Below are 25,413 nucleotides of genomic sequence, written 5' to 3'. Positions count from 1 at the left end.
CGGCGAGGCCGGTCGGATCCGCTAGACCAGCCAGACGGCCGTGTCGGGCGGCAGTTGGTTGCCGTCCATCGGTCCGCTGGCCAGCAGCACCTCGCCGGGCGGCAGCGGTACCGGGCCGCCGGAGGTGTTCAGCGCGCAGATCAGCCCGCCGCCCTTGCGCCGGAACGCGAAGCACCCGGGCGGCGCGCCGTACCACTCCGGCTCGTCACCGGAGAAAGCCCCGTGCGACTTCCGCAGCTCAAGGGCCTGCCGGTAGAACGAGAGCATCGAGTCGGGGTCTTCCAGCTGCGACTCGGCGGTCAGCCCCGCCCACTCGTTCGGCTGCGGCAGCCAGGTGGTCACCGCCTGCGAGAACCCGAACGGCGGGGTGTCGCCCTCCCACGGCAGCGGCACGCGGCACCCGTCCCGACCCCGGTCGGTGTGCCCGGACCGCAGCCAGATCGGGTCCTGCAACGCCCACTCCGGCAGCTCGACATCCGGCAGGCCCAGCTCCTCGCCGTTGTACAGGTAGACCACGCCGGGCAGCGCCAGCTCCACCAGCGTCATCGCCCGCGCCCGCCGCGCACCGAGCTCACCGCCGCCGTACCGGGTCACGTGCCGGGGCACGTCGTGGTTGGACAACGTCCAGGTCGCGGGCGTGTCCAGGCCGCGGACCGCGCCGAGCGAGTGCTCGATGGCAAGGCGCACGCGGTCCGCGTCGAACGGCGCCTCGACCAGCCGGAAGTTGAACCCGAGGTGCAGCTCGTCGGGCCGCACGTACCGGGCGAACCGCTCGTCGTCGGAGACCCAGATCTCGCCGACGGCCATCCGGCCCGGGTACTCGTCGATGACCTTGCGGATCATCCGGTGCACCTCGTGCACCCCGTCGTTGTCGAACCGGGGGTCCAGCGAGTTGTCGTGCATGACGCCCGCGCCCAGCTGGGCCCGCGGGTCGATGTTCGGCAACCCGTAGGGCTTGGCCATGCCGTGGGCGACGTCGATCCGGAACCCGTCCACCCCGCGGTCCAGCCAGAACCGCAGCGTGCGCGCCAGGTCGGCGGAGACCTCGGGGTTGTCCCAGTTCAGGTCGGGTTGCTCGGGCGCGAACAGGTGCAGGTACCACTGCCCGTCCGGCACCCGGGTCCACGCCGGCCCGCCGAACTGGCTCGGCCAGTTGTTCGGCGGCACGGAACCGTCGAACCCGCCACCGTCGCGGAAGATGAACCGGTCCCGCTCGACCGAGCCGGGCCCGGCCCGCAGCGCGGCCTGGAACCAGGCGTGCCGGTCGCTGGTGTGGTTGGGGACGAGGTCGATGGTGACGCGCAGGTTGTGCTCGTGCGCCTCGGCGACCAGCCGGTCGAACGCGGCCAGGTCGCCGAACAGCGGGTCGACGTCACGGGGGTCGGCCACGTCGTAGCCGTGGTCGGCCATGGGCGAGGTGAAGAACGGCGTGAGCCACAGGGCGTCCACGCCGAGCAGTTCGAGGTAGCCGAGCCGGGAGCGGATACCGTCGAGGTCGCCCACGCCGTCACCGTTCGCGTCGGCGAAGGATCGGACGTAGACCTGGTAGAAGACGGCGTCACGCCACCAGGCGGACTCGTCGGCGATCTCTGGTTGTAGATCGGAGGATCGTCGCACGAGGAGTCATCCTGCCATTCGCGACCGACACCACGACCCCGTTCGGGTGATCAAGAATCACACCCAGGCATTCATCATGCTGTTGGCGGCCATCTCCAGGTACGCCCAGAGCTGCTTTCGGTGCTCGGGGGAGAGCTCCACCGAGTCGACGCCGACCTCGATGCAGCGCAACCAGGCGTCCCGCTCCGCCGGACCGATCACGAACGGAGCGTGACGCATCCGCAACCGCGGATGACCGCGGTTGTCGGAGTAGGTGTGCGGGCCGCCCCAGTACTGCATGAGGAACAGGCGGAAGCGCTCCTCGGCGGGGCCGAGGTCTTCCTCCGGGTACATCGGACGCAGGACGGGGTCCTTGGCCACTTCCTCGTAGAAGCGCGCGACGATCTTGTGGAACGTCTCGTACCCGCCCACTGCTTCGTAGAAGTTCTCCGCAGGAGTGGTCACCCCTCCATCCTGCCTCAGCCACCCCCGGGCGTCCCACGCCGCACCACCTTCACCCCCGCGGGGGTTGGCGAACAGCCGGCGCACCGCGCGGATCCGTGGTGGACGTCCCACGTGGCACCGCATCCTGACGCCGACATCCCCTGCCGCGAGGAGGACACGACATGGGTGATGCCAACCACGCGCTCCGGCATTGGTTCCGGCAGGGCGGGTGGACGCAGCTCGAACTGGCGCGCGCGGTCGGGCGGCTCGGCCAGGCCAGGGGCCACAACATCGCGCCGGACAGCTCCCGGGTGCGGCGGTGGCTGGAGGGTGAACGGCCGCGGCACCCGGTGCCCGAGCTGCTGGCGGCGCTGTTCGCGGACCGGTTGGGCCGGCCGCTCACGCCGGCCGACCTGGGGCTGGCCGCGCCGCCGGCGGGCGAGCAGGTCTCGTGGGACCACCGGGCGCTGGTCACGACGTTGCAGGACTTCACCAGGAGCGATCTGATGATCAAACGCAGGGATGTGCTCGGCGCGACCGCCGCCCTGGCCACGGGCGCGGTCCTGGAGGGCAGGCTGGCCGGCTGGCTCGGCCCCGCCGACGGTTCCGGGCCGCCGCCGTCGCTGGGCCCGGGACGCATCGGCACGGCCGAGATCGCCGAGATCGAAGCGGCGACCAGGACGTTCTGGGCGTGGGACGCCAAGCGCGGCGGCGGCCTCTACCGCGAGGCGGTGGTGGGGCAGCTCAAGGCGATGACCGACCTGCTCGACCACGGCTACCCCGACCCGATCGGCCGACGCCTGTTCCGCTCCACCGCGGACCTCGCCAGGCTGGCCGGCTGGATGTCGCACGACGTGGGCCTCCAGGCGACCGCGCAGAAGTACTTCACCCTCGCCCTGCACTGCGCGAAACGGGCGGGGGACACCGGGCTGGGCGTCGAGGTGCTGTCCCGGATGGCTCGCCAGATGGTGCACGTGGGCCGGCCGCGCGAGGCCCTCTCCCTGGTCGCACTGGCCAGGCGGGGTTCGGGGAGCAGGCTCGGGCCGATGGCGTCGGCGATGCTCGTGACCTGCGAGTCGTGGGCGCACGCGGCCCTGGGCGACCTCCAGGCCGTGGACCGCGCGGTCGGCACCGCGGAACAGCTCTTCTCCCGGGCCGGGCACGGCGAGACGCCCGGGTGGCTGTCCTACTTCGACCGGGCCGGGCTGGAGGGGATGGCGGCCCTGTCGTACCGGACCGCGGCCGAGCACCGGCCGGGCGCGGAGCGGAAGGCGGAACCGCACCTCGCCGAGGCGCTCCGCCTGCGCCGCGACACCTACCAGCGGTCGAACCTGTTCGACGTCATCTCGCTGATCGGGGTCCGCGTCCTGCAGGGCGAGCACGCCGAGGCCGACCGCCTGGCGGCCACGATGCTGAGCCCGGCCGGGCGGATCAGCTCGACCCGCACGTTCGACCGGATCGAGGTCGTCCGCGAGCGGGCCGAGGCCGACTCCGCCCGCTCCAAGGACGCGCGGCGGCTGGTCGACACGCTCACCGCGTTGACCGCGGCCTGACGGGGTGGTCGGGCCGGAGCACGTGCCCCGGCCCGGCCGCACGGCTCAGGAGGAGGACTTGAGCGAGATCCCGGCCTCGTCCAGCGCGGGCATCAGCTTGGCCCGCAACGCGCGCTGCACGGCCCACTGGCGGCCCGGCCGGACCTTCACCGTCACCCGCATCGTGATGCCCTCGGGCGTGACCTTCTCCACGCCGAGCACCTGCGGCTTGTCGATGACGTCCTTGGCCAGGAGCTCCTCGTCGGTGGCGTCCACGACGGCCTTGGTCAGCACCTCGGTCGCCGAGGCCAGGTTCGCGCCGTACCCGAGCGGCAGGTCGACCACGGCCACCGCGAAGCCCTGCGAGGAGTTGCCGACGCGCAGGATCTCGCCGTTGCGGACGTACCAGACGGTGCCGTTGGTGTCGCGGATCGTGGTGATGCGCAGCGCGACCGCCTCGACCGTGCCGGTCGCCGGACCCAGGTCGACCACGTCGCCGACGCCGTACTGGTCCTCCAGCATCATGAACATGCCGGACAGGAAGTCCTTGACCAGGTTCTGCGCGCCGAAACCGATCGCGACGCCGAGGATGCCCGCCGAGGTGAGGATGGGCGCGGGGTTCATGCCGAGCTCGGTGAGGATCTGGATGAACGCCACGCCGAACACGATGATCGTGACGATCGACTTGAGCACCGAGCCGATGGTCTTGGCCCGCTGCTCGCGCCGCTCGGAGACCAGCGCGCCCAGCGCCTGGGGAGCGCGCTCCCGCAGCGGCTTGAGCAGCTTCGGCTTCCGGCCGCCGTTGCCGCGGGTCATCCGGTCGATCAGCCGGCGGAGCAGGAACCGGATCACCACGGCGATGACCAGCGTCAACGCGATCCGCAACGCGCCCTCGGCGATCTTGGGCCCGTTGGTCACCCACCACTCGACGGCGAGGGTCGACTCCACGTCCACCACCTGCTCAGTCCTCCACTCACATGTCGAGGCCGGTTGCCCAGGCCAGGAACGTCAACTGGTCCACGGCCAGCGCGACCGACCGGCTCACCGATCGGCCCGCGTGCCCCACCTCCGTCTCGCGGCGGAGCAGCACCGGGTGCTTGGTCGGATCACTCGACGTCGCGTGCTGCAGTGCCGCGCACATCTTGCGGGCGTGGTTGGGGTCCACCCGGCTGTCCGACTCGAAGACCGTGAACAGCACCGAAGGGTACTCAACGCCCGGCCGAACCCGGTGGTACGGGGAGTAGGCCAGCAGCCATTCCAGCTCCGACGGCACCGAGGCGGAGCCGTACTCCTCCGCCCACAACCGCCCCAGCAGGAAGTTCTCGTACCGCACCATGTCCAGCAGTGGCGCTGAGCACACCACCGCCGCGTACAGCTCCGGCCGCTGGGTCAGCGCGGCGCCGACCAGCAGCCCGCCGTTCGAGCCGCCCATGATCGACAACTGCTGCGGCGTCGTCCAGCCGTCGTGGATCAACCGCTCGGCCGCCGCGTGGAAGTCGTCGAACACGTTCTGCTTGCTCTCGCGCATCCCCGCGCGGTGCCACTCCTCTCCCTCCTCGTCGCCGCCGCGCAGCGACGCGTGCACCCACACGCCGCCCGCCTCGACCCACGCCAGCGTCGTCGCGCCGTACCCCGGCCCGCGGCCCACCGCGAACCCGCCGTACCCGGTGAGCAACGTCGGCCGGGGCTGGTCCGGGTGCTGCTGCCCGGACACCACGAACATTCGCACGACGGTGCCGTCGGCCGAGGTGTAGGAGAGCTGCTGTGTGGACAACTCCGGCAGCGCCACCGTTCCGGGCGCGGCCGTGTCGAGCTCCGTGCGGCCGTCCGACCGCGAGTACCGGTACACCGACATGGGCGTGGTGAAGTCCGACCAGCCGAACCACAGCACGTCGCGGTCGGCAACCGTGAGCGCGTCGACCGTGGACAACCCGTGCAGCGACCCCGTGCCGGGCAGCGGGACCTCCCGCAGGTGCTCGCCGGTCGCGGGGGAGTGCAGGTGCAGCTCCGACACCGCGTGCCGGGTCCGCAGCAGCACCAGCGACCCGTCCAGCCAGGTCACCGCGTCCAGCACCGAGTCCGGCTGCTCCGGCACGAGCTCGGTCCACTCGGTGGGCGCGGCCGGGTCGGCCACGCACAGCCGGAACCGGGGCGCGTCGCGGGTGGTGAGCAGGTAGAGCCGACCGTCCGGCTCGACCGACGCGGCGCACCGCACCCCGTCCTCGTCCCGCACGACCGGTCGCAGCTCGCCGGACGAGTGCAGGTCGGCGATCCACACCGAGTCCCGCCGCACGGTGCCGGGCGAGCCGTTCACGATGAGCCACCGGCCGTCCTCCGACAGCGACAACCCGTAGTAGTAGGTGTGGTCCAGCCCGTCACCGTGGACGTTCACGTCGTCGGACGCGGGCGCGCCGACCCGGTGCCGCCACACCCGCCGGTGGAACTGGCGCTCGTCCTCGGGCACCAGCTCGGGGTCGATCCGCCGGACGTAGAAGAACTCCTCGCCACCGGGCAGCCAGCCCACCGGCGAGTACCGGCAGCGGTCGATCGGCCCGTCCAGCAGGTCGCCGGTGTCGACGTCCACGACGTGCAGCAACGAGTGCTCGTCGCCGCCCACGGACACCTGGTAGGCCAGCCGCGTGCCCTCGCGGGAGGGCGACCACCGGTCGAGGGTGGTCCGCCCGGACGGGTCGAGCGCCGAGGGGTCCAGCAGCACCCGCTCCACGCCGTCCACCCGCACGTACAGCACCGGGTGGTCCTGGTCGGGGTCACGACGGGTGTAGAACGCCCGGCCCGCCCGCCACACCGGCGTGCCGACGGACCCGGTCCGCATCAGCTCGCCGAGCCGGTCGGCGAGCGCGTCGCGGCCGGGCATGGCGTCGAGCCAGGACCGCGCCACCACGTCCTGCTCGGCCGACCAGGCCGCGGTGCGGGGGTCCGCGGGGTCTTCGAGCAGGCGGTAGGGATCGGCCACCGCGTGTCCGTGCAGATCCTCGACCAGGTCGAGGCGCGGTGCGGCGGGGTAGGTGATCGTCGCAGGCAGCGCTGCGGAGGAGGCTTCGGTCACCTCGCCGAGCGTAGCGCGTTGATGAAAACCATCTCCGATAGGTGCGTGTTCACCGAAGTTTTGATCCCGGCTTCGTGACACGTCACATATCACAGGTGATTTTTGGGGTCGATCTGTGGTCTGCTAGGGCTGAACCGGTGGAGGTGGTCGCGTGCCAGACCGACAACCCACCCCGATCGGCGCCCTGGTGAACGCCGGGATCGCGTCGTCGGTCCCGTCCGGCCAAAAACAGCTCTCGGTGAACACCGTGCACGCTGTGGTCGACGGGGAGGGAGCCGGTCCGGCGCCCGTGGTGCTGCCCTGGGGAAGACGCAAGGTCCTGCTGCTCAACGCCACGTTCGAACCGCTCACCGCGCTGCCCCTGCGGCGCGCGGTGGTCCTCGTCGTGTGCGGCAAGGCCGAGGTCGTGCACGGCGACCCCGCCGGGGCCGTCGTCCACTCCTCGACGTCCGAGGTGGTCGTCCCGTCGGTGATCCGGCTGGCGAACTACGTGCGCGTGCCCTACCGCGGCAGGGTGCCGCTGACCCGCGCCGGGCTGATGCACCGCGACCGGTACCGCTGCGCGTACTGCGGCGGACGCGCCGAGACCATCGACCACGTCGTGCCGCGCAGCCGCGGCGGCCCCCACACGTGGACGAACTGCGTGGCCTGCTGCGCGAAGTGCAACCACCGCAAGGCCGACAAGCTCCTCTCGGAGCTCGGCTGGCGCCTGCGCGTGGTGCCCAACGCCCCCCGCGGGCCGCACTGGCGGCTGCTGGCCGGCGTCACCGAGGCCGACCCGCTGTGGCTGCCCTACCTCGGCGAGCCCGCGGCTTAGCGACAGCTCCCCTCGCGCTCACGCCGCCAGGACGAGGTCCTCGCGGTCTTCCGTGATGCGCACGGAGCCCGACGTGATGCGGACCGAGTCCGACGTGATGCGGACCGAGCCGGCCAACGTGATGCGCACCGAGTCCGCGTCGGAGCCGGTGATCCGGACCGAATCGGACTCCGATCCCGTGATGCGCACGGAGCCGTCCGTCGCGGACGTGATGCGGACGGAGCCCTGGGCGGTAATCCGGACGGAGTCATCGGAGGTGATGCGCACCGACCCGGCGAGCACGGACGGAGACTGAACAGTCGTAACGCTCTGCTCCGATTGGGCGTACGACGAAAGAGTGAGGGCGGCGACCAGAACGAGGTTCATGGTGTACATGTCGTGTCCTCCGAGGCTCATCGGGCGGGAATTGGTCTCCGGTATCGGATGCGCAAGACCCGTACAGGTGAAAAGCTAGAAGCCGAGTGGGCCCAGGACAAGACGCCAAACCGGCCGCCATTCGCCTCCGTCCGGGGGAAGGCCATCCGGGTGTACGCACTGCGACGATCGAGCACGAGAGCTAGTGCATGCGGCACCGATGGATACCGACGGTGACGTCCTCGCAGGTAGGGGGTCGGGTAGGTCACACGGGGCTATGCCACGTGCCGGGGCCCATGCCGGTGGCGATCACCGGGCCGCGGTCGAGGTCGGCGTCCCACGCCGTGGTCACCGCCGTACGCGTGATCGCGGACCGCCCGCGCGGGGCCGCGTTCACAGTTGGAACCGGCCGCGGACGGCGTCCGGCGCGACGCCGGACCCCACCGGTGCGGAAACGGGTGCCCTCGCCCGGACGTGACCAGGGCGATCGGTTACCGTAACCGCCGTGACCATCGTGGAGACCGTGCTCGTCTTCGCGCTGATCCCGCTGGCCATCTACGGCGTGATCACGCTACTGACGCTGAGGCCGAAGGCCACCCGCATTCAGCGGTACCGCCCGGGCCAGGAGTGGAACTACGCCCCCGTCTGGTGGGCCGCGAACCCCGCGGGCCTGCCCGGCGGCGCGCACCAGGCCGTCACGACCCCGGCCGAGGGCCGTACCGCCAAGGGAGGTGCTCGTGGCAACTGGTGAGCTGACGAGGGTGGAGGTGGACCCGTCGACCCTGCCGGTCGGCGCGGCCGTCACCAACAGCGGCCGGGTGTCCGCGGCGAAGATGTACGAGCCGCACGCGCCGAGCCTGCCGTTCACGCCGGTGCAGCTGGCGAGCCTGGACGAGGCGCTGACGCTGGCCAGCCGCACCACCGGGCTGGACTTCAGCGTGTACCTCGGCAACCTGGGCGCCGATCCCCGTGCGCGGGCCGAAGAGCTGCACGCGAGCACTCCGCGCCCGACGCACGCCGTGCTCGTCGCGGTGTCGCCCGGTGAACGCCGGGTCGAGGTGGTGACGGGCGAGGAGTCCCACCGCCGCATCGCCGACCGCGGCGCGAAGCTCGCCGTCATGAGCATGGTCGCCTCCTTCAAGGAGGGCGACCTCGCCGGCGGCCTGGTGAGCGGCCTGCGGATGCTGACCGACCAGGCGGGTCACGCGCCCAAGCACGTCTGACGCACCGACTCGACGAAGTGAAGGCCCCGGCGCGACAGCCGGGGCCTTCGCTGTTACCGGGACTTCAGGGCGTCCACGAACGCCCTCATCCGCCCCGGGGTGACCTTGAGCACGACCCCCGGGTTCTTGCTGTCCCGCACCGCGTCGAGGTGGTTCGCCACCTCGACGCAGGAACCATCGCTGACACTCCTGCCCGACTTCTTCCAGCGCACGGTCATGCGACTCCCGTCGTCCGTTGCACCTCCTTCGCGATGAGTTCGAACGACTGCTCCGAGCTCATCGCGACCTCCCTCAACCTTGGCACGCACGCCTCGAAGCCGGCTACCGCCTCGGCCTCCTGCACGAAGACCGAGCTGACGTGGTTCTCCAGGTGCGCGAACGACGTGCCCTCGCACTTCAACACCGTGAACGCGCCGTCGAGACCCGGGTGCCAGCCGGTGGCGGTGGGCACGACCCTGAGGTCGACGTTCTCGTGCGCGCTCATCATCAGCAGGTGGTCGAACTGCTCGGTCATGACCTCCCGGTTGCCGAACGTCTGGCTCAGCACGCCCTCGCCGATCAGGGCGGTGTACCGGACCGGGTTGCGACGGGTGAGGATGTCCCGCCGCCCCATCCGGACCGCGACGCGGGTGGCGACCTCACCGTCGGGGATGCGGGCGGCTTCCATGATCGAGCGGGTGTAGGCGCTGACCTGCAACAGGCCGGGGATGATCAGCGGGGACCAGCTCACGATCTCCTTGGCCATCTGCTCGACCTCGATGAGCGCGGCGATCTGCGCGCGCAGCCCGGGCATGTCGATCATCGCGAGGGGTGAACCGGTGGGGTCCTCGGTCATCTCCAGGATTTCCTCGCGTTCCCGATCGGGGATGAGGAGCGGTTCGAGGATCCGGATTACCTCCGCGCGTGTCGGTACCCGCTGACCGTTCTCGTTGCGTGAGAGCAACGAATGCACGACGCCAATCTTCTTCGCCAGTGCGCGTTGACTGAGTTTGTTGGACTCTCGTACGTTGCGCAGGCGCGCGCCCAACGCGATGGACTTCGAGGTATTGCGGTTCATGGGAATGCACCTTAAGGCTGGACCAGTGGTCAAGTCTCTCGCTCGAAAAGGGGATTGACCAGGGTGTTGCGAGCCGGACAAGCTGTTCCGCAACAGGCCACCGGCCGGGCCGCACTCCGGCCGGACATGCGCGGCGGGTGGTGGATCGCGCGGAGTTCGCAGCCGTCCACCGCTCGTCGTGCCCCTTTTTCGTCTCACCCTTTGGCGGGGGATAAATGGAATCCGAAGAAAGGCCGCCCGCGCGGCTCAGCACTGCTCGCAGCAGGGAACTGGGCGAGGAATTGCGCCGGGTCCGGCACCGTGCCCGGATGTCGTCGGGGTTCGTCGCCGAGGCCCTGGGCTGGTCGTTGGGAAAGCTGTCGAAACTCGAAACCGGCACGCGCGGCACGAGCCCCTGGGAAATCGGGACGCTGCTCGGTCGGTGCGGCGCGGACAAACCGACCCGCGACCGCGTGCTGGCCATCGCCAGCGAAACCGACACGGGCAGCTTCCTGCGGCCGCACGACCCGTGGGCGGACACGGTCACGGCGTTGACGCTGCACGAGCAGGCGGCGCGCACCCTGACGACCTACGAGCCGCTGGTGGTGCCCAGCCTCGCGCAGACCGAGGACTACGCCTACGCGCTGACCAAGGACCGGGGCGCCACCCAGGCCCGCCTGGCCCGGCAGGAGACGCTGCGCAGGCCGGACGGTCCGGAGACGGTGATCTACGTGCACGAGGCGGCGTTGCGGATCGTCGTCGGCGACGCGAAGGTCATGCGCGACCAGCTGCTGCGCCTGACGTTGATGTGCGGGTGGGCGCGGGTCAGCCCGCGGATCATCCCGATGAGCGTGCCGTCGCACCCGGCCCTGCGGCACTCGGCGACCCTGCTGACGTTCCCGTCGCCGGTCAAGGCGTTGGCCTACGCGGAGACCGAGGCCGTCACGGTCTTCCACGACGACCCGGCCGCGGTCACCGCCTACCAGGCCAAGATGCGCCTGCTCGAACGCCTGGTCCTCGGCCCGGCCCAGTCACGCGACATCTTCGCCCGCTGGGCCGACGCCTACGACCGCGACCACCGCTCCGCGCCGGACGCGAAACGGGGCGACACCTGAAGCGCCGCCCCGTTCCCCTGAAGCCCATCACCACGCGCAGCGGCTCCAGACAGCAAGCACCACGCGTGCTTCCCGCACGTCGTCCGGTGTCACCGCACGTCACACGTCTGGCTCAGGACCGGTCGAACTCCTGGGCGGCCAAGGCTCGGACGATGCCCGCACGGCCCTCCGACACCAACCGCCGCAGGGCCGGCGGCCGGTCCTCGGCCAGCCACTCGTCGGCCGCCGTGACCGTCTCCTGCGAGATCGACCAGGACGGGAACAGGCCGACGACCATCGACTGCGCCCGCTCGCTCGACCTGCGGTCCCACACGTCGGCCACGTCGGCGAAGTAGCGCGCCACGAACGGCTGGAGCAGCGCCTTCTGGCCGGGGTGCTGGATGCCCGCGATGACCGCCTCCGACACCGCGTTCGGCAGCTCGTCGTCGTTCACCGCGCGGTCCCACGCCTCGCTCTTCGCGTCGACCGTGGGCCGCAGGGCCCGGGCCGACTCGGCCTTGCGGCGGCCGGTGGCGGTCGGGTCGCGCTCTTCCTCGGCGCGGATCTCGTCGAGGTCGGCGACGCCGTGCGCGACCAGCGCGTGCAGCAGCCGCCAGCGCAGGTCGGTGTCGACGTCGAGGCCGTCCAGCACGTCCGTGCCGTCCAGCCAACCCCGCACCACCGCGAGCGCCGCCTCGTCCAGCACCGACCCGGCCAGCGCGTTCACGAACGCCAGCTGGTGGTCCGAACCGGGCTCGGCGGCACGCGCCAGCTCCAGCGTCCGCGTGGTGAACCTGCGCCAGCCCTCGTCGCGCCACGACACGTCCGCGTACGACGACAGCGCCGTCTGCGCCTGCAACAGCAGCCGCTGCACCACGCCGACCTCGGTCTCCGCGTGCAGCCCGCCCAGCACCAGGTTCACGAAGTCACGGGCCTTCAGCTCCGCCTCGCGCGTCATCTCCCACGCCGCCGACCAGCACAGCGTGCGGGGCAGCGGCTCGGCGATGTCGGCGATGTGGTCGATCAGCGCCGCCAGCGAGTCGGCGTCCAGCCGCATCGTGCAGTAGGTGAGGTCGTCGTCGTTGACCAGCACGAGCTTGCCGCGCGGCACGCCGACCAGCTCGGGCACCTCGGTGCGCTCGCCGGACACGTCCAGCTCCACCCGGTGGGTGCGCACGAGCTTGCCGTCCGCGTCCGAGTCGTACACGCCGATCGCCAACCGGTGCGTGCGCAGCTCGCCCGCGCCCGGCCGCGCACCGCCCTGGAGCACGGCGAACTCGGTGAACCGGCCCTCGGAGTCGACCGAGTACTTGGGGCGCAGCAGGTTCAGGCCGGTCGTCTCCAGCCACTGCGCGCTCCACCACGACAGGTCGCGGCCCGAGGCCTGCTCCAGCGCGTTGAGCAGGTCGGCCAGCGTGGCGTTGCCCCAGGCGTGCTTGCCGAAGTACACGCGCAGGCCGGACAGGAAGTTGTCCAGCCCCACGTACGACACCAGCTGCTTGAGCACCGAGGCGCCCTTGGCGTAGGTGATGCCGTCGAAGTTGACCTCGACCGCCTGGAGGTCCGGGATGTCCGCGGCCACCGGGTGCGTGGACGGCAGCTGGTCCTGCCGGTACGCCCACGACTTCTCGATCTTGGCGAACGTCGTCCACGCCTGCCGGTACTCGGTCGCCTCGGCCTGCGCCAGCACCGACGCCCAGGTGGCGAACGACTCGTTCAGCCACAGGTCGTCCCACCAGCGCATGGTCACCAGGTCGCCGAACCACATGTGCGCCATCTCGTGCAGCACGGTCTCGGCGCGGCGCTCGTACAGGTAGCGGGTGACGCGGCTGCGGAAGACGTAGTCCTCCAGGAACGTGACGCAGCCCGCGTTCTCCATCGCGCCCGCGTTGAACTCGGGCACGAAGCACTGGTCGTACTTGCCGAACGGGTAGGTCACCCCGAACGCGCGGTGGTAGAAGCCGAAACCCTGCTTGGTCTCGGTGAACAGCCGCTCGGCGTCCATGTGCGGGGCGAGCGACGCGCGGCAGTAGATGCCCAGCGGGATCGTCGTCCCGTCCTCGTCGAACTCGTCGCGCCACTCCGCGTACGGGCCCGCGACCAGTGCGACCAGGTAGGTCGACATGGGCTTGGTGGTGGCGAAGACGTGCTTGTCCGCGCCGCCCGTGCCGTCCACAGTGGACTCGATCGCCGAATTGGAGACGACCTTCCAGTGGTGCGGCGCGGTCACCGTGAGGTCGTAGACCGCTTTGAGGTCGGGCTGGTCGAAGCAGGCGAACATGCGCTTGGCGTCCGCCGTCTCGAACTGCGAGTACAGGTAGACCTCGCCGTCGACCGGGTCGACGAACCGGTGCAGGCCCTCGCCGGTGTTCATGTACCGGCAGTCGGCCTCGATCGTCAGCTCGTTGACCTCGGCCAGGTCCGGCAGGTGGACGCCGTCTTCCTCGCGGTAGGAGGAGACGTCCAGCTCGTGCCCGTTGAGCACGGCGCGGTGGACATTGGCGGCCACGACGTCGACCCACGTGGACGCGCCGGGCGTCCGGCTGCGGAAGGCAACCGTCGTGGTCGAGCGGAACGTGTCCGAGCCGGGCTTGCCGCCACCGTCGGTCAGGTCCAACTCGATCCGGTAGGAATCGACTTCCAGCAGCGCAGCGCGCTGCTGCGCCTGGTCGCGGGTGAGGTTGGGTGCCGCCACTGGTCACCTCGTCTGCCGGCGCCACGGGACCTCGACGCCGACCTCGTCGGAACGGAAAAGGGTGTCGAGTCGGTGAACACGACAGTCGCATCCAATCACGTGGGACCCCCGGAAGTGGACTGGCGTCCGAGGGAAGACTGCGTGGGTCCGGCTGGTTGTGCACGATGGGGCGCCTCACCCGGTGCACCCGCGACACGAACAGCCACGGAGGGAACACCGAATGTCGACAGAGGGACGTACGAAGGTCGACTTCTACTTCGACCCGATCTGCCCCTACGCGTGGATCTCGTCCCGGTGGATCCTCGAAGTGGACAAGCAGCGCGACCTGGACCTGAACTTCCGCGTCATGAGCCTGTCCGTGCTCAACGAGGGCCGTGACCTGCCCGCCGACTACCGCGACATGATGGACCGCGGCTGGGGCCCGGTGCGCGTCGCCATCGCGGCGGCCAAGAGCCACGGCGACGGGGTGCTGGCCGACCTCTACACCGCGCTCGGCACGAAGATCCACAACGAGGGGCTCGGCCGCGAGCGCGACTACGACCAGGCCATCAAGCTGGCGTTGGACGAGGTCGGGCTGCCCTCGGAGCTGGCCGAGGCCGCGCACACCGACGAGCACGACGAGGAGCTGCGCGCCAGCCACCACCGCGGCATGGACCCGGTCGGCATGGACGTCGGCACGCCCACGATCCACATCGACGGCGTGGCGTTCTTCGGGCCCGTGCTCACCAGGATCCCGCGGGGCGAGGACGCGGTGAAGGTGTTCGACGGCGCGCGGGCGTTGGCCGGCTTCCCGTACTTCTTCGAGCTCAAGCGCACCCGGACCGGGGGACTGGACTTCTCCTGACGCCGCCGGTGTGACACTCTGGGGCGAGATTCGTCTGTGAGTGTCACACCGTTCCCGGGGAGTCCGCAGTGATCGAGGTCGTCAACCCGACCACCGAAGAGGTCATCGGCACGGTCCGCGCCGGCACGGCCGGTGACGTGGACGCGGCCGTCATCCGGGCCGTCGCCGCGTTCCCGGCGTGGTCGGCGACGTCGCCGGACGCCCGGTTGGCGCTGGTGCGGGCGGTGGTGGACGGGCTGGAGGCGCGGGCCGAGTCGTTCGCCGCGACCATGACCGCGGAGATGGGCACGCCCATCACGTTCGCGTCGCGGGTGCAGGTGCCGAACCCCGTCGGCATCGCGCGCGGCGTGGCCGACGTGCTGGCGGCCGGGTACTTCGACGGCGAGGAGATCGGGAACTCGCTGGTGCTGCGGGAGCCGGTCGGCGTGGTCGCCGCCATCACCCCGTGGAACTTCCCGTTGCAGCAGATGGTGGCCAAGGTCGTGCCCGCGCTGGCGGCGGGCAACGTGGTGCTGCTCAAGCCGAGCGAGCTGGCGCCCATGACGGCCGACCTGCTGGCCTCGGTGCTGCACGACGCCGGCCTGCCCGAGGGCGTGTTCTCCCTCGTCCACGGCACGGGCCCGGTGGTGGGCGAGGCGTTGGCAGGTCACCCGATGGTGGACATGGTGTCGTTCACCGGTTCGACGCGCGCCGGGCGCCGGGTGGCCGCGCTGGCCGCCGAGACGGTCAAGCGGGTGGCGTTGGAGCTGGGCGGCAAGTCCGCGAACGTGGTGCTGCCCGACGCCGACCTGACGCGCGCGGTGAAGATCGGTGTCGCCAACGCGTTCATGAACAACGGGCAGGCGTGCAGCGCGTGGACCCGGCTGCTGGTGCCCGCGGAGCGGCACGACGAAGCGCTGGAGATCGCGGTGGCCGCGGCCGCCAAGTACGAGCCGGGCGACCCCGCCCTGCCCGCCACGCGCATCGGCCCGGCGGTCTCGGCCGCCCAGCGCGACCGCGTGGTCGGCTACGTCCGGCGAGGTGTCGAGGAAGGCGCGAAGCTCGCCCTCGGCGGCCCGGAACGCCCCCTCGACCGCGGCTTCCACGTCGCGCCGACGGTGTTCGGCGACGTGCGCCCGGACATGGCGATCGCCCAGGAGGAGATCTTCGGGCCGGTCCTGTCCGTCATGCCCTACGCGGACGAGGACGACGCCGTGCGCATCGCGAACTCCACCATCTACGGCTTGGGCGGCGCCGTCTTCTCCGCCGACACCGACCGCGCGCTGGCCGTGGCCAAGCGATTGCGGACGGGCCAGGTGGACATCAACGGCGCCGCGTTCAACACCAGCGCCCCGTTCGGCGGTTACCGCCAGTCCGGCAACGGCCGCGAGTTCGGCCGCTTCGGCCTGGACGAGTTCACCGAGGTGAAGTCCGTCCAGCGCTAGGTGGTGCTTTCCCCGGTCTGGGAGAACCCCGTCCGCCTGGTCGCGACGCGCCGGCGCTTGGTCGGTCGTTCCGCGCCGTCACCGCCGCCGCCATCGTCGTCGTTGCCGCCGTCGTCGTCGTCGGTGGCGTTCGTAATGGTCGTCGCGGTCGTGGTCGGCAGCTCACGGGCGGCGAACTCCAGGATGGCGTCGAACACGGTGTCGGTGGTGTACTCCCTGGCCGCCGGCTCCTTGGTCGGTGCCACCGGCGCCACTTGGCGCAGCTCGAACAGCAGCGAGCCGTCCTCGGCCGTGCCGTAGAAGCCCATGGCGTAGGTGAAGTGCCGGCCCCTGCGGTGCGCGGGGTAGCCCTTCGGGGGCGAGAGCAGGTCGCGGTGGTCGCCGCGCGGTCCCTCCCCGTCGTTGTCCCGGTCGAGGGGCTCCACCTCCAGCGACGAGGGCGAGCCGGCCACGATCGAGTCGTACCACTGGCCGATCGTCGGACCCTGGTACTTCCACTTCGTCGGCCCCTTGTAGCTCAGCTTCTGGGCCAGGACGGTGCCGCGCCAGGCGAAATCTCCCGTGGCCGGCTTGGCGTACCCGACGCATCGGCGGAAGTCCTTCCGCTCGGCCTCGTCGAGCAGCAGGTACGCGGAGTGGAAGTCGGTGCGGGACATCACCGGCAGGAGCACCTTGGGCCCCTGGTCGTCCGTCGTACCCAGTTCCAGGCACAACACGTAGTACCGGACCAGGTAGAGCAGCTGGGCGACGCGTGGCATCGGCGGCGCGTCCGTGTAGTAGCCGTCGATCTGCGCCACGGCGAGCAGCGCGGTCGCGCCGCCGTAGGTGACCAGCAGGTCCCGCACCCGGTCCAGGGGACGGGCCGTGGTGGCCTGGAGCGAGCCGCGCGCCCTGTCGCCGCCGTGGCGGACGTGGACCCTGTGACCCACCGGGAACGCCACCACACCGGTCACGTCGCTGCGCGCGGCCTCGGGCAGGTAGTAGTCGTGGCCGGCGTAGTCGGCGGCCCGGAGCAGCTCGACTTCCCTCCGGATCGCGTCCACCTGCGCCCGGACCTCCGCCATCGTGGTGACGGCAGCCGTCACGAACTCCAGGTCCGGGCCGTCGAGCTCCAACCTCAGGATCGCCGGCTGGTCCGGCTCCGCGGGCCACCGCTTCAACAACGTCTTGGACGGCGGGACCTCGGTCTTTTCCACCTTGATGTCGGTCTGCCACTCGAACCCGACCGACGGCGTGCCGTGCCGGGGCTTCGGCGGCTGTTGGATCTCGTCGAGCACCTGGAGCCGCAGGACCGCCAGCTCCGACGCCGCGCCGTCGAACGGGTTGTCGCCCTTCAGCGTCTTCTGCACGTTGCCGAGCGACTGCGCGAGTTCGTGCAGGGCGATGTGCAGTGACTCGCCGACGGAGTAGCCGTCCGCGGAGACCAGGACGCCCACGGCCTCCACCTTGGCGAGCAGGGCCTTCAGCAGGCCCGCGTCGGCCGAGCCGGTCTTCAGGGCCTCCACGGCCAGGGTGTCCACCAGCCGCGCGACCCTCAGCGCCTCTGCTTGGACCGCCGGTAACTCATCACCTTGTGGCTCCACGGAAAACCTCCTGATGCGGCGTCGGGAGGTTCATCATCGCGTCCAGGCGCGCAGCACACCGTCGACCAAGTGGGGGACGGCGGAGCTCACGTTCACCTCCGCCGCCAGGGCCACGTCGCCCGCGTGGCCCGCGGCGATCAGCTCACGGCCCGACACGCAGCCGGCCAGCACGTCCGGCACCGACGCCCACGCGAACGCCTCCGCCGCCATGGCCGCCTCGACCGACGCCGAGCCGTAACCCAGCAACGACGCCATCACGGCCCCGGCGCCGAGCAGGTCCTCGACCGCCGGTCGCAGGGGACCGACCTCGGCCTGCCCGGCCAGGGTGACGCCCCACCGCTCGCCGGCCGGCACCACGCCGATCGGCCCGCCCTCGGCCAACTCCCTGGCCGCCGCCGCGACCGCCCGCGCGTTGCGCGGGCACCCGGCCAGCACGACCGCGCCCGTCGACGCGGCCGAGGTGCACAGCGTCGCGCCGTTCGCCGAGGCCAGCTCCAGCTCCGCGCCGGACGGCACCGACACCAGCGACGAGGGCCGCAACGTCCACGACGGGTCCGCCGGCCGTGCCGCCGAAGCCCGGTCACGCCAGTGCACCGGCCGCACGGCGCCACCGCGTCCCACCACGACGTCGACCGCCGTGGAGAACGACAGCACGTCGACGATCACCAGCACCGCGCACTGCTCCCCGAGCGCCGCGACACCCTCCGGACCCCATTCGAGCCGTAGCCGGCAACCCTCTTGTCCGAACACGCGGCCCAGGATGGCAGACTTGCTGACGTGCGCGTTTACCTGGGATCGGACCACGCGGGCTTCGAGCTGAAGACCCACCTCGTCAAGCACCTGACCGACGCGGGCCACGACGTGGTGGACGTCGGCCCGGCGGTGTACGACGCGGAGGACGACTACCCCCCGTTCTGCATCGAGGCGGCCCGCCGCGTGGTCGCGGACGAGGGCAGCCTGGGCATCGTCATCGGCGGCTCCGGCAACGGCGAGCAGATCGCGGCCAACAAGGTGCCCGGCGCCCGGGCCGCGCTGGCCTACAGCGTCCAGACGGCGAAGCTCGCCCGTGAGCACAACGACGCCCAGCTCATCGGCGTCGGCGGCCGGATGCACACCACCGAGGAGGCGGTCGCGATCGTCGAGGCGTTCCTGGCCACCCCGTTCTCCGGGCAGGAACGGCACGCCCGCCGCATCGACATCCTCCGCGAGTACGAGCGCACCGGCGAGGCGCCGGCCCTGCCGTAATGCCCGAAGGCCACACGCTGCACCGGCTGGCGAAGCTGCACCAGCGCCGGTACGCGGGTTCGACGGTCCGGGTGTCGAGCCCGCAGGGCAGGTTCTCGACGTCCCTCGTGGACGGCCGGCTGTTCGAGCGCGCCGAGGCGCACGGCAAGCACCTGTTCCACGTCTACGGCCCGGACGCGACCGTGCACGTCCACCTGGGCCTCTACGGCACGTTCACCGAGTCGTCGCACCCGGTCACCGAACCGGTCGGCGCGGTGCGGATGCGGCTGGTCGGCGCCACCCACTGGACGGACCTGCGCGGCCCGACCCGGTGCGAGGTCCTCACCGACGTCGAGGTGACCGCGCTGCGCGCCCGCCTGGGCCCGGACCCGCTGCGCCGTGACGCGAAACCCGACCTGGCCTACGCGCGCATCGCCCGTTCACGCCAGTCGATCGCGGTGCTGCTGATGGACCAGACCGTGCTCGCGGGCGTCGGCAACGTCTACCGCGCCGAGGTGCTGTTCCGGCACGGCGTCCACCCGCTCGTGCCCGGCAACCGGGTCGACCGGGCGTTGTGGGACGACCTGTGGCTCGACCTGGCCGCGCTCATGCGCGCCGGCGTGAAGGTCGGCCGCATCGACACCGTGCGGCCCGAACACCTGCCGGAGGTCACCGGCCGCGCACCGCGCCAGGACCGGCACGGCGGCGAGGTCTACGTCTACCGCCGCACCGGTCAACCGTGCCTGGTCTGCGGCACACCCGTGGCCGCCGCCGAACTGGCCGGCCGCAACCTCTACTGGTGCCCGACCTGCCAGCCCGCGTGACCGCCTCGGCGCGTCGGCTCACTCCGCGCCCCGCAGCGCGACCAGGCCTCGTCTGTGCTGACGGGGCAGGTCGGTGCGGCACGCCCGCGCCGCCGGCACGTGCACCCAGCCGTGGTGCTCCTCGCCCGCGACCCGGACGCGCACGTTCGGCGTGAAGCCGCTCGGGTCGATGCCCTCGTACCCGTGCCGCACGACCGCCCGGTAGATGTCGTCCGAGACCACCACCACCAGCGGCGCGGTCGAGTCGTTCAGCCTCGCCTTGAACTGCGGCGCGTTGAGCAGCCGGAACGTGATGTCGAGCGCCTCGCCGAAACAGCCGCGCCGGTCGTGGTGCACCTCGCCCGCGTGCACCACGGCGCGGAGCCGCAACGGCTCGTCGGGCACCATGAGTCCATGATCGTCCAGCAGGGCCCGCATCGTGGGGATGACCCGGTTGAGCAGCAGCGCCTTGGGCGCCTCTGCCACCGGGTGGATGAGCGCGAGCACGCCGTCCCCGCAGTCGATCAGCGGGTCACGGCGGTCGTCGGTGATCCCGGCGTCGTCCAGCGCCTGTTCCACGAGGTCGTACATGGTCGCGCGCACCCGGGCCTTGGCCGGGTTGGTGCGCTTCGAGGACCCTTCGATGTCCACGGCCACGATCGCCCGGTGGTGGGCCGGGCCAGTGGTGGGGTGCGCCAGTGCGGAGGTCATGTCAGTCTCCTGCGGCTTCCAGCGTCGAGTCGGCGTCTGCCGAATCGTCTTGAATCAGAATGAATCAGATGGTGGCTATGAGTCAAGGCCGTAGATCATTAGGGTGAACACGAGAGTGTTTCACTGGTCGACACGGTCTACCCCCGGCTTGACAGTGGCCGCCAGTAGGTGGTTGAGTCCGAATCAGCAAGAATCAACATGGGTCGCAGGGAGTCGGGGTCTTCTGCGGCCGGGGAGTTGTGGCAACGATGGTCAACGCCGCAGATGAGACCGAGCCGCCGCCGTCGGGGCGCGCGCTGCTCGCGGCTGAGTTGCGGCGGCTGCGCGATCTGGCGGGATGGTCGGGGCGTCAGCTGGCACAGGAGATCGGTATCAGCCAGTCCAAGGTGTCGAGGATCGAGGCGGGAAGCGTGATCCCGACACTCCCGGAAGTCGTGGCTTGGGGAAGGGCACTCGAAGTGTCGGTTGAGATGCGGGAACGACTGACCTCGTTGACCGAGGCGGCGTTCACCGAGGTGCACCCGTACCGGGCGGCCTTGCAGCGCCGGGGGCACCTGCAGGACGTCGTGCAGGACGAGGAGGTGGCCACCCGCTGGGTGCGCACGTTCCAGGCCTCGGTGGTGCCGGGGTTGTTGCAGATCCCCGACTACGCCCGCCGGGTGTTCGTCGTGTCGGGGATCACCTACTCCGACGAGGACCTGCCCGCCGCCGTGGCGGGACGGCTGCACCGCCAGCTCGCGCTCTACGAGCCGGACCGCCGGTTCGACTTCCTGATCGGGGAGGCGGCGCTGAGGTGGCGACCCGGTCCGGCCAAGATGCTGCTCGCGCAGCTGGACCGACTGGCCGCGGTCGGCACGTTGGACAACGTCGACCTCGGCCTGATCCCGTTCGACCGCGAGGCGACGGCGCCCATCGCGGACAACTTCGTCATCAACGGCGACCTGGACGACGGCAGGCGGAGCTACGTCTCGCTGGAGACGGTCCACGCGACGTTGACCATCACCGGTGAGCACGACGTCGAGATGTACGAGAACCGCTGGTCGATGATGCGGAAGATGGCCGTGTTCGGCGACGACGCCCGCGCGTTGCTCGCCGAGGTGGCCGCGGACATCCGCGCCACCGCCGGCTGATCCACCGGCCCGTTCCACCTGCTCCACCCGAACCACCCGCTCCACCCGACCACCCCTCGGCAGAACGATCCGCTCCACCCGAACGACCAGCCCTGACCGATTCACGCCCGCGCCGCGGTCCGCGCAGACCCTGCCGCCGCGGCGGGCCCGACCGCGGCGAGGGCACCCCGTCAGCGGGATGCCCTCGCCACCCACCGACTAGCTCGGGTCGAACGCACCGGCCGCCAGGTCCCGCGTGAACGCGGTCCACCCGCCGGCCTTGAACCGCAGCACCGGGCCGTCCTCGGCCTTCGAGTCGCACACCGCCGCCCCGTCACGCTCGGCCGCGTACATCACGCAGTTCCCGGTCTGGCTGTGGCTGCTCTTGTGAAATACCAGTCCGTCACGGACCGTCTGCAAGTCGTTGATCTCGGACATCGTGGCCCCTGTTCCTCGTGAGGGCGGCTCCGTGCTGCCCTGATGAGGTCAAACTCGCCCCCTGACCTGGGCAAATGCCCTTGTGTGGTGCTGGGTGGAGCACTGGGTGGAACTGGGTGCGCAGCGCGGTCGACCGCCGGCGGAGGACGGACGACCACACGTACACACAAGCGGAAAGTGACGAGATGACGAAAGAGATCACCGCCGGTCCCACCTTCCACCTGCTGGGTCCACCGGAGGCCCGGGTGGACGGCACGTCGGTGGACCTGGGCACGAACCGGGAGAAGCGGGTGCTGACCCCGCTGCTGCTGGAACCGGGCAAACCGATGTACCGCGACCGGCTGCTGGAATGGGGCTGGGACGACCTGCCCGATACCGCCGACAAGCTCCTGCAGGAGGTCATGGCGCACCTGCGCAGGCGTTTCGGCGAACTGGGCCTGGAACGGGTGCTGATCAACAAGAACCGGTTGTGCACCTTGGACGTCCCGCCCCTGTCGGTGGACGTCTACCGGTTCCGCGCGTCGGTCCGCCGGGCCATGGGCCTGCCCGACGCCGAACGGCGGCCGATCTTCGAGCAGGCGCTGCTGCTGTACCGGGGTGAGCCGCTGGCGGGACTGGACGGCAGGCTCGTCGACAACGCCCGCGAGGCGTTGTGGCAGGAGTACCGAAAGGCGCGGGTCATGCTCCACCAGGCCGAGCTGCGGGTCGGTCGCCACGAGGAGTCGCTGCTCGACCTGGCCCGGCTGGGCCGCGAACGGCCGGACGACTCACAGGTCGCGGCGCTGCACATGTACGCCTTGTACCGCAACGGTTTGACCGCCGAGGCGGTCGCGGTCTACCAGGCGCACGACCAGGCGTTGGCCGAAACGGACGCCAGGGTGCCCGTGCAGCTCAAGAACTTGTACCTGCGCATGGCCCGCGGCGATCGGGACCTCGGCCCGGACGTCCACGTCTACCTGGGCGGCAAGCCCCAGGCCGAACCTTCCCCGCCCCGGGAGGAGGACACGGCCGGCGACGACGCGTCCCGGCCGCGACCCAAGCGCTCGCTCCACGCCCGGACGGTCACCCAGAACGCCGAACAGATCTTCAACGAACCGATGACCCTCACCAACCACGGGGTCACGACGTTCGGCGGCACGCACCGGCACCACCACCAGAACGCTGACGGCACAGGCACATCGGAGCGGTCATGACCCACGAGGAAGGGGCGCCCGCCGAGGCCCCGCCCGGAGACGTCGCACCACCGGCACCACCGGAGCAGACCCCGCAACCCGCACCGCGCGACCCCGTGCCGGCACCGCCGGACCAGGACCGGCCCAAGGCCGCGGCGGCCGGCTCGGCCGAGGACGCCGTCGAGCAGGAGAAGCTGGACGGGTACGCCGACAGCCAGGCCGCCCGGCAGGACGCGCACCAGATCTTCAACGCCAACGCGGACTTCAACGGCCTCAACGCGTTCGGCAACGGCCTGTCGCTGTACGTCGAGCAGTGGATCAACGGACCCGACGGCAGCCGCGGCCGGGTCCTGAACGGGCAGCTCGGCGAAGAACGCGTGCTGGCCGAACAACGCTGCTACCACCCGGTGGCCGACTACGCCGCCATGAGGTCGACGCTGCTCGGCGCGCACGTGCTGGCGCTGGTGGACCAGCCCGACCAGGGCCGCCGGACGACCGCCAAGATCCTGCTCGCCGACTGCGTCGGGCCGAGCGCGGTGCGCCTGCTGATCGCGGTGGACGTGTCCCTCGAACAGATCTACGAGGACGCGTCGAAGCTGTTCGCCGACGGCAACGGCTACCTGCTCGACCTGCGGGACCGGCGGGCGGACCCGCAGATCCTGGAGGCGCTGAGCCAGCACCTCGCCGGTCGCGGCGCCTACCTGGTGATCGTGGGCAACGCCGCGGCGCCGGGGGAGCACCGGCCCGGCCCGTACACGTTCCCGCACCCGTGCCCGCCGCCGCTCGACGTGCTGCGCAACCACGTGTGGTCGGCGGTCGAGCAGCACCTGCCGCGGTGCACCACCTGCACCACCGAGCGGATGTCGTCCTACCTGGACAAGTGCCTCGCGGACGGGAACTTCGTGCAGCAGCTGGAGTTCAAGACGCCGCCGCGCGTGATGGCGGGGTTCGCCGAGGTGCTGGCCACCGGGATGCACGCCGGTGAGGAGCCCGAGGCGCTGCTCGGGCGGCTGCCGAACCGGCTGCGCGACGAGGTCGAGAAGACCCTGCGGGAACCGGAGCTCCAGCCCGACGAGCCGCACCGGGCGTCCCAGCGGCAGGCGGTCCTGATCAGCTTCGCGGTGTTCCACGGCCGGGCGCTCACCGACGTCTTCGAGACCAGCGGCCTGCTGTGCCAGCAGATCCTGCCGCGGTTCGAGTCCCGGCCGGGCGCGCTGAACCAGGCGGTGTTCGACAGCAACCTGAAACAGCTCATCAGCGACGACATGCGCGACAGCACGCTGCTGCGCGCGGACGACGGGCCCCGGCGGGCGAAGTTCGTCTCGCCCGCGCTGAGCGGGATAGTCCTGGACGTCGCGTGGCACGACTTCGCCAGCACCCGCGACCCGATCATCATGTGGCTGGACGCGCTCGCGGGCCACGACCGGGTGGCGATCCAGGTGCGGGCGGCGCAGGTCGCGGGCCTGCTGGCGACGTTCGACTTCGACGAGATCTACCGCAAGCTGATCGGTGTCTGGGCGCGGTCGAGCGCCCGGTACCGCGAGTCGGCGGCGCTCGCGTTCGAGATCGCCTCCTTCGACGAGCGGCTGCTCGGCCGCACCCGTGACCGGGTCGAAGCGTGGGCCGCCAGCCCGTCGCCCAGGCTCCAGGACAGCGCCGTCCGCGCGTACGGCACGCGCATCGGCGCCACCATCCCGAACGACGCGGTGCGCGCGCTGCGCAAGCTCGCCCGCAAGGCGGAGTTGGCGGAGACCAACGCGATCGGCGTCGCACTGGCCAGGCTGTTCGCCGCCGACGCCGCCGAGCAGGTCCTCGACGCCCTGGGCGAGTGGATCGCGTCCGACGTCGAGTACGTGCGCCGCCACGCGGTCCGCGCGTTGCTGCTGCTGGCGCGGTTCTCCCTGTCGTCGGCGAACGCCCAGGTGCCCGCGCTGCCCGGGGTGGTCGCCGAACGCGAGCAGTGGCAGGACTCGCTGGTCGAGCTGTGGCGCGGCGCGCTGGTCGGCACGGAGACCTCCCACCGGGCCTGGGAGTCGCTGCGCCGCTGGCTCGTCGCCGCCGAGAGCGACGAGGCGCTCGCCGTGGTCGAGCCGCTGGCGTTGCGCGTCTTCGCCCGGCCGCTCGACGTCCGCGCCGCCTTCCACCTGGACCTCTGGTCGAGCCGGACGTCCGACTCGACCGTGCTCCAACGACTGCGCAAGGCCGTAGGACGCGGACGACCTTGACGCGTCAGTCCCCGTATTCGAG

General features: G+C 71.2%; 24 protein-coding genes and 1 pseudogene. 12 read left to right on the top strand and 13 right to left on the bottom strand.

All coding sequences use genetic code 11. The features are described from left to right. Nucleotides 1-21: 21 nt before the first annotated feature. A complete protein-coding gene (locus ACYVLT_RS11240; protein WP_461120054.1) occupies nt 22-1,617 on the bottom strand; it encodes a glycoside hydrolase family 13 protein in 1,596 nt (531 codons plus the stop codon). 57 nt (nt 1,618-1,674) lie between these two features. Continuing rightward, nucleotides 1,675-2,061, bottom strand: a complete 387-nt coding sequence (locus ACYVLT_RS11235) for a globin (protein WP_461120053.1) — start codon at nt 2,059-2,061, stop codon at nt 1,675-1,677. A gap of 161 nt (nt 2,062-2,222) precedes the next feature. On the opposite strand from ACYVLT_RS11235, the gene ACYVLT_RS11230 reads away from it, so the two are divergent. Then, on the top strand, nt 2,223-3,593 hold the full coding sequence (locus ACYVLT_RS11230) for a hypothetical protein (RefSeq protein WP_461120052.1): 1,371 nt from the start codon (nt 2,223-2,225) through the stop codon (nt 3,591-3,593). 45 nt (nt 3,594-3,638) lie between these two features. On the opposite strand, the gene ACYVLT_RS11225 is transcribed toward ACYVLT_RS11230, so the two are convergent. Both ACYVLT_RS11225 and ACYVLT_RS11220 read right to left on the bottom strand, forming a co-directional pair. After that, a complete protein-coding gene (locus ACYVLT_RS11225; RefSeq protein WP_461120170.1) occupies nt 3,639-4,526 on the bottom strand; it encodes a mechanosensitive ion channel family protein in 888 nt (295 codons plus the stop codon). A 19-nt stretch (nt 4,527-4,545) separates the two neighbouring features. Next, the gene (locus tag ACYVLT_RS11220) at nt 4,546-6,639 is read right to left on the bottom strand and encodes a prolyl oligopeptidase family serine peptidase (protein ID WP_461120051.1); all 2,094 of its coding nucleotides are present in this window, start codon (nt 6,637-6,639) and stop codon (nt 4,546-4,548) included. A 151-nt stretch (nt 6,640-6,790) separates the two neighbouring features. Here ACYVLT_RS11220 and ACYVLT_RS11215 point away from each other — a divergent pair, with 151 nt between their 5' ends. After that, a complete protein-coding gene (locus tag ACYVLT_RS11215) occupies nt 6,791-7,456 on the top strand; it encodes an HNH endonuclease (protein ID WP_461120050.1) in 666 nt (221 codons plus the stop codon). An 18-nt stretch (nt 7,457-7,474) separates the two neighbouring features. Here ACYVLT_RS11215 and ACYVLT_RS11210 read toward each other — a convergent pair whose 3' ends face one another. Then, nucleotides 7,475-7,738 carry a hypothetical protein gene (locus tag ACYVLT_RS11210; RefSeq protein WP_461120049.1) on the bottom strand — a complete coding sequence of 88 codons (264 nt, stop codon included), beginning with the start codon at nt 7,736-7,738 and terminating at the stop codon, nt 7,475-7,477. Between the two features lie 577 nt (nt 7,739-8,315). Here ACYVLT_RS11210 and ctaJ point away from each other — a divergent pair. Both ctaJ and ACYVLT_RS11200 read left to right on the top strand, forming a co-directional pair. Further along, the gene (gene ctaJ / locus ACYVLT_RS11205) at nt 8,316-8,561 is read left to right on the top strand and encodes an aa3-type cytochrome oxidase subunit CtaJ (protein ID WP_360465585.1); all 246 of its coding nucleotides are present in this window, start codon (nt 8,316-8,318) and stop codon (nt 8,559-8,561) included. Continuing rightward, a complete protein-coding gene (locus ACYVLT_RS11200; RefSeq protein WP_461120048.1) occupies nt 8,548-9,033 on the top strand; it encodes a DUF5130 family protein in 486 nt (161 codons plus the stop codon). The genes ctaJ and ACYVLT_RS11200 overlap by 14 nt, the downstream gene beginning before the upstream one ends. A gap of 53 nt (nt 9,034-9,086) precedes the next feature. Here ACYVLT_RS11200 and ACYVLT_RS11195 read toward each other — a convergent pair whose 3' ends face one another. From ACYVLT_RS11195 to ACYVLT_RS11185, 3 genes and pseudogenes are all read right to left on the bottom strand, one after another. Next, nucleotides 9,087-9,251, bottom strand: a complete 165-nt coding sequence (locus ACYVLT_RS11195) for a DUF397 domain-containing protein (protein ID WP_461120047.1) — start codon at nt 9,249-9,251, stop codon at nt 9,087-9,089. Then, nucleotides 9,248-9,868: a DUF5753 domain-containing protein gene (locus ACYVLT_RS11190; RefSeq protein ID WP_461120169.1), complete on the bottom strand. Its 621-nt coding sequence runs from the start codon at nt 9,866-9,868 to the stop codon at nt 9,248-9,250. The genes ACYVLT_RS11195 and ACYVLT_RS11190 overlap by 4 nt, the downstream gene beginning before the upstream one ends. Nucleotides 9,869-9,889: 21 nt before the next feature. Beyond that, a pseudogene (locus ACYVLT_RS11185) lies at nt 9,890-10,090 on the bottom strand (helix-turn-helix domain-containing protein); the annotation flags it as partial. Nucleotides 10,091-10,305: 215 nt separating this feature from the next. On the opposite strand from ACYVLT_RS11185, the gene ACYVLT_RS11180 reads away from it, so the two are divergent. Further along, nucleotides 10,306-11,184: a helix-turn-helix domain-containing protein gene (locus tag ACYVLT_RS11180; RefSeq protein WP_461120046.1), complete on the top strand. Its 879-nt coding sequence runs from the start codon at nt 10,306-10,308 to the stop codon at nt 11,182-11,184. Nucleotides 11,185-11,296: 112 nt separating this feature from the next. Here the strand turns inward: ACYVLT_RS11180 and pepN are convergent, their stop codons facing one another. After that, complete coding sequence (pepN, locus tag ACYVLT_RS11175) at nt 11,297-13,858, bottom strand: aminopeptidase N (protein WP_461120045.1); 2,562 nt, start codon at nt 13,856-13,858, stop codon at nt 11,297-11,299. 220 nt (nt 13,859-14,078) lie between these two features. Here pepN and ACYVLT_RS11170 point away from each other — a divergent pair, with 220 nt between their 5' ends. Beyond that, complete coding sequence (locus ACYVLT_RS11170; protein WP_461120044.1) at nt 14,079-14,702, top strand: mycothiol-dependent nitroreductase Rv2466c family protein; 624 nt, start codon at nt 14,079-14,081, stop codon at nt 14,700-14,702. Between the two features lie 68 nt (nt 14,703-14,770). After that, nucleotides 14,771-16,126, top strand: coding sequence for an aldehyde dehydrogenase family protein (locus ACYVLT_RS11165; RefSeq protein WP_461120043.1), 1,356 nt, complete (start codon nt 14,771-14,773; stop codon nt 16,124-16,126). Here the strand turns inward: ACYVLT_RS11165 and ACYVLT_RS11160 are convergent. Both ACYVLT_RS11160 and ACYVLT_RS11155 read right to left on the bottom strand, forming a co-directional pair. Then, nucleotides 16,123-17,709: a hypothetical protein gene (locus tag ACYVLT_RS11160; RefSeq protein ID WP_461120042.1), complete on the bottom strand. Its 1,587-nt coding sequence runs from the start codon at nt 17,707-17,709 to the stop codon at nt 16,123-16,125. The two genes, ACYVLT_RS11165 and ACYVLT_RS11160, sit on opposite strands and share 4 nt — an antisense overlap. Before the next feature lie 33 nt (nt 17,710-17,742). Beyond that, a complete protein-coding gene (locus tag ACYVLT_RS11155) occupies nt 17,743-18,459 on the bottom strand; it encodes a 2-phosphosulfolactate phosphatase (RefSeq protein WP_461120041.1) in 717 nt (238 codons plus the stop codon). A gap of 27 nt (nt 18,460-18,486) precedes the next feature. Here ACYVLT_RS11155 and ACYVLT_RS11150 point away from each other — a divergent pair, with 27 nt between their 5' ends. Together ACYVLT_RS11150 and ACYVLT_RS11145 are read left to right on the top strand one after the other, a co-directional pair. Next, entirely contained in the window at nt 18,487-18,954 is a 468-nt protein-coding gene (locus ACYVLT_RS11150) for a ribose-5-phosphate isomerase (protein ID WP_461120040.1), read from the top strand. Then, nucleotides 18,954-19,757 (top strand): Fpg/Nei family DNA glycosylase, encoded by an 804-nt coding sequence (locus ACYVLT_RS11145; protein ID WP_461120039.1) that lies wholly within the window; start codon nt 18,954-18,956, stop codon nt 19,755-19,757. The genes ACYVLT_RS11150 and ACYVLT_RS11145 overlap by 1 nt, the downstream gene beginning before the upstream one ends. Nucleotides 19,758-19,775: 18 nt before the next feature. On the opposite strand, the gene ACYVLT_RS11140 is transcribed toward ACYVLT_RS11145, so the two are convergent. Continuing rightward, nucleotides 19,776-20,447 carry a hypothetical protein gene (locus ACYVLT_RS11140; protein WP_461120038.1) on the bottom strand — a complete coding sequence of 224 codons (672 nt, stop codon included), beginning with the start codon at nt 20,445-20,447 and terminating at the stop codon, nt 19,776-19,778. Nucleotides 20,448-20,695: 248 nt separating this feature from the next. Here ACYVLT_RS11140 and ACYVLT_RS11135 point away from each other — a divergent pair, with 248 nt between their 5' ends. Then, a complete protein-coding gene (locus ACYVLT_RS11135; RefSeq protein WP_461120037.1) occupies nt 20,696-21,577 on the top strand; it encodes a helix-turn-helix domain-containing protein in 882 nt (293 codons plus the stop codon). A 198-nt stretch (nt 21,578-21,775) separates the two neighbouring features. Here the strand turns inward: ACYVLT_RS11135 and ACYVLT_RS11130 are convergent, their stop codons facing one another. Further along, complete coding sequence (locus ACYVLT_RS11130; RefSeq protein ID WP_461120036.1) at nt 21,776-21,994, bottom strand: DUF397 domain-containing protein; 219 nt, start codon at nt 21,992-21,994, stop codon at nt 21,776-21,778. Nucleotides 21,995-22,179: 185 nt separating this feature from the next. Here ACYVLT_RS11130 and ACYVLT_RS11125 point away from each other — a divergent pair, with 185 nt between their 5' ends. After that, complete coding sequence (locus tag ACYVLT_RS11125; protein ID WP_461120035.1) at nt 22,180-23,187, top strand: AfsR/SARP family transcriptional regulator; 1,008 nt, start codon at nt 22,180-22,182, stop codon at nt 23,185-23,187. Continuing rightward, on the top strand, nt 23,184-25,391 hold the full coding sequence (locus ACYVLT_RS11120; protein ID WP_461120034.1) for a serine/threonine-protein kinase: 2,208 nt from the start codon (nt 23,184-23,186) through the stop codon (nt 25,389-25,391). Before ACYVLT_RS11125 ends, ACYVLT_RS11120 begins: the two co-directional genes overlap by 4 nt. Nucleotides 25,392-25,413 lie beyond the last annotated feature (22 nt).

The organism is Saccharothrix stipae (assembly GCF_054781895.1).
The sequence above is the reverse complement of the archived record's forward strand: the minus strand, read 5'-3'. Positions and strand labels throughout refer to the sequence as shown.

Excerpts from the sequence above, each read along its gene's own strand:
- ACYVLT_RS11125 (WP_461120035.1), top strand. The coding sequence starts at position 22,180 with ATGACGAAAGAGATCACCGCCGGTCCCACCTTCCACCTGCTGGGTCCA.
- ACYVLT_RS11120 (WP_461120034.1), top strand. The coding sequence starts at position 23,184 with ATGACCCACGAGGAAGGGGCGCCCGCCGAGGCCCCGCCCGGAGACGTC.
- ACYVLT_RS11130 (WP_461120036.1), bottom strand. The coding sequence starts at position 21,994 with ATGTCCGAGATCAACGACTTGCAGACGGTCCGTGACGGACTGGTATTT.
- ACYVLT_RS11180 (WP_461120046.1), top strand. The coding sequence starts at position 10,306 with ATGGAATCCGAAGAAAGGCCGCCCGCGCGGCTCAGCACTGCTCGCAGC.
- ACYVLT_RS11140 (WP_461120038.1), bottom strand. The coding sequence starts at position 20,447 with ATGACCTCCGCACTGGCGCACCCCACCACTGGCCCGGCCCACCACCGG.
- ACYVLT_RS11145 (WP_461120039.1), top strand. The coding sequence starts at position 18,954 with ATGCCCGAAGGCCACACGCTGCACCGGCTGGCGAAGCTGCACCAGCGC.
- ACYVLT_RS11195 (WP_461120047.1), bottom strand. The coding sequence starts at position 9,251 with ATGACCGTGCGCTGGAAGAAGTCGGGCAGGAGTGTCAGCGATGGTTCC.
- ACYVLT_RS11230 (WP_461120052.1), top strand. The coding sequence starts at position 2,223 with ATGGGTGATGCCAACCACGCGCTCCGGCATTGGTTCCGGCAGGGCGGG.
- ACYVLT_RS11170 (WP_461120044.1), top strand. The coding sequence starts at position 14,079 with ATGTCGACAGAGGGACGTACGAAGGTCGACTTCTACTTCGACCCGATC.
- ACYVLT_RS11135 (WP_461120037.1), top strand. The coding sequence starts at position 20,696 with ATGGTCAACGCCGCAGATGAGACCGAGCCGCCGCCGTCGGGGCGCGCG.
- ACYVLT_RS11190 (WP_461120169.1), bottom strand. The coding sequence starts at position 9,868 with ATGACCGAGGACCCCACCGGTTCACCCCTCGCGATGATCGACATGCCC.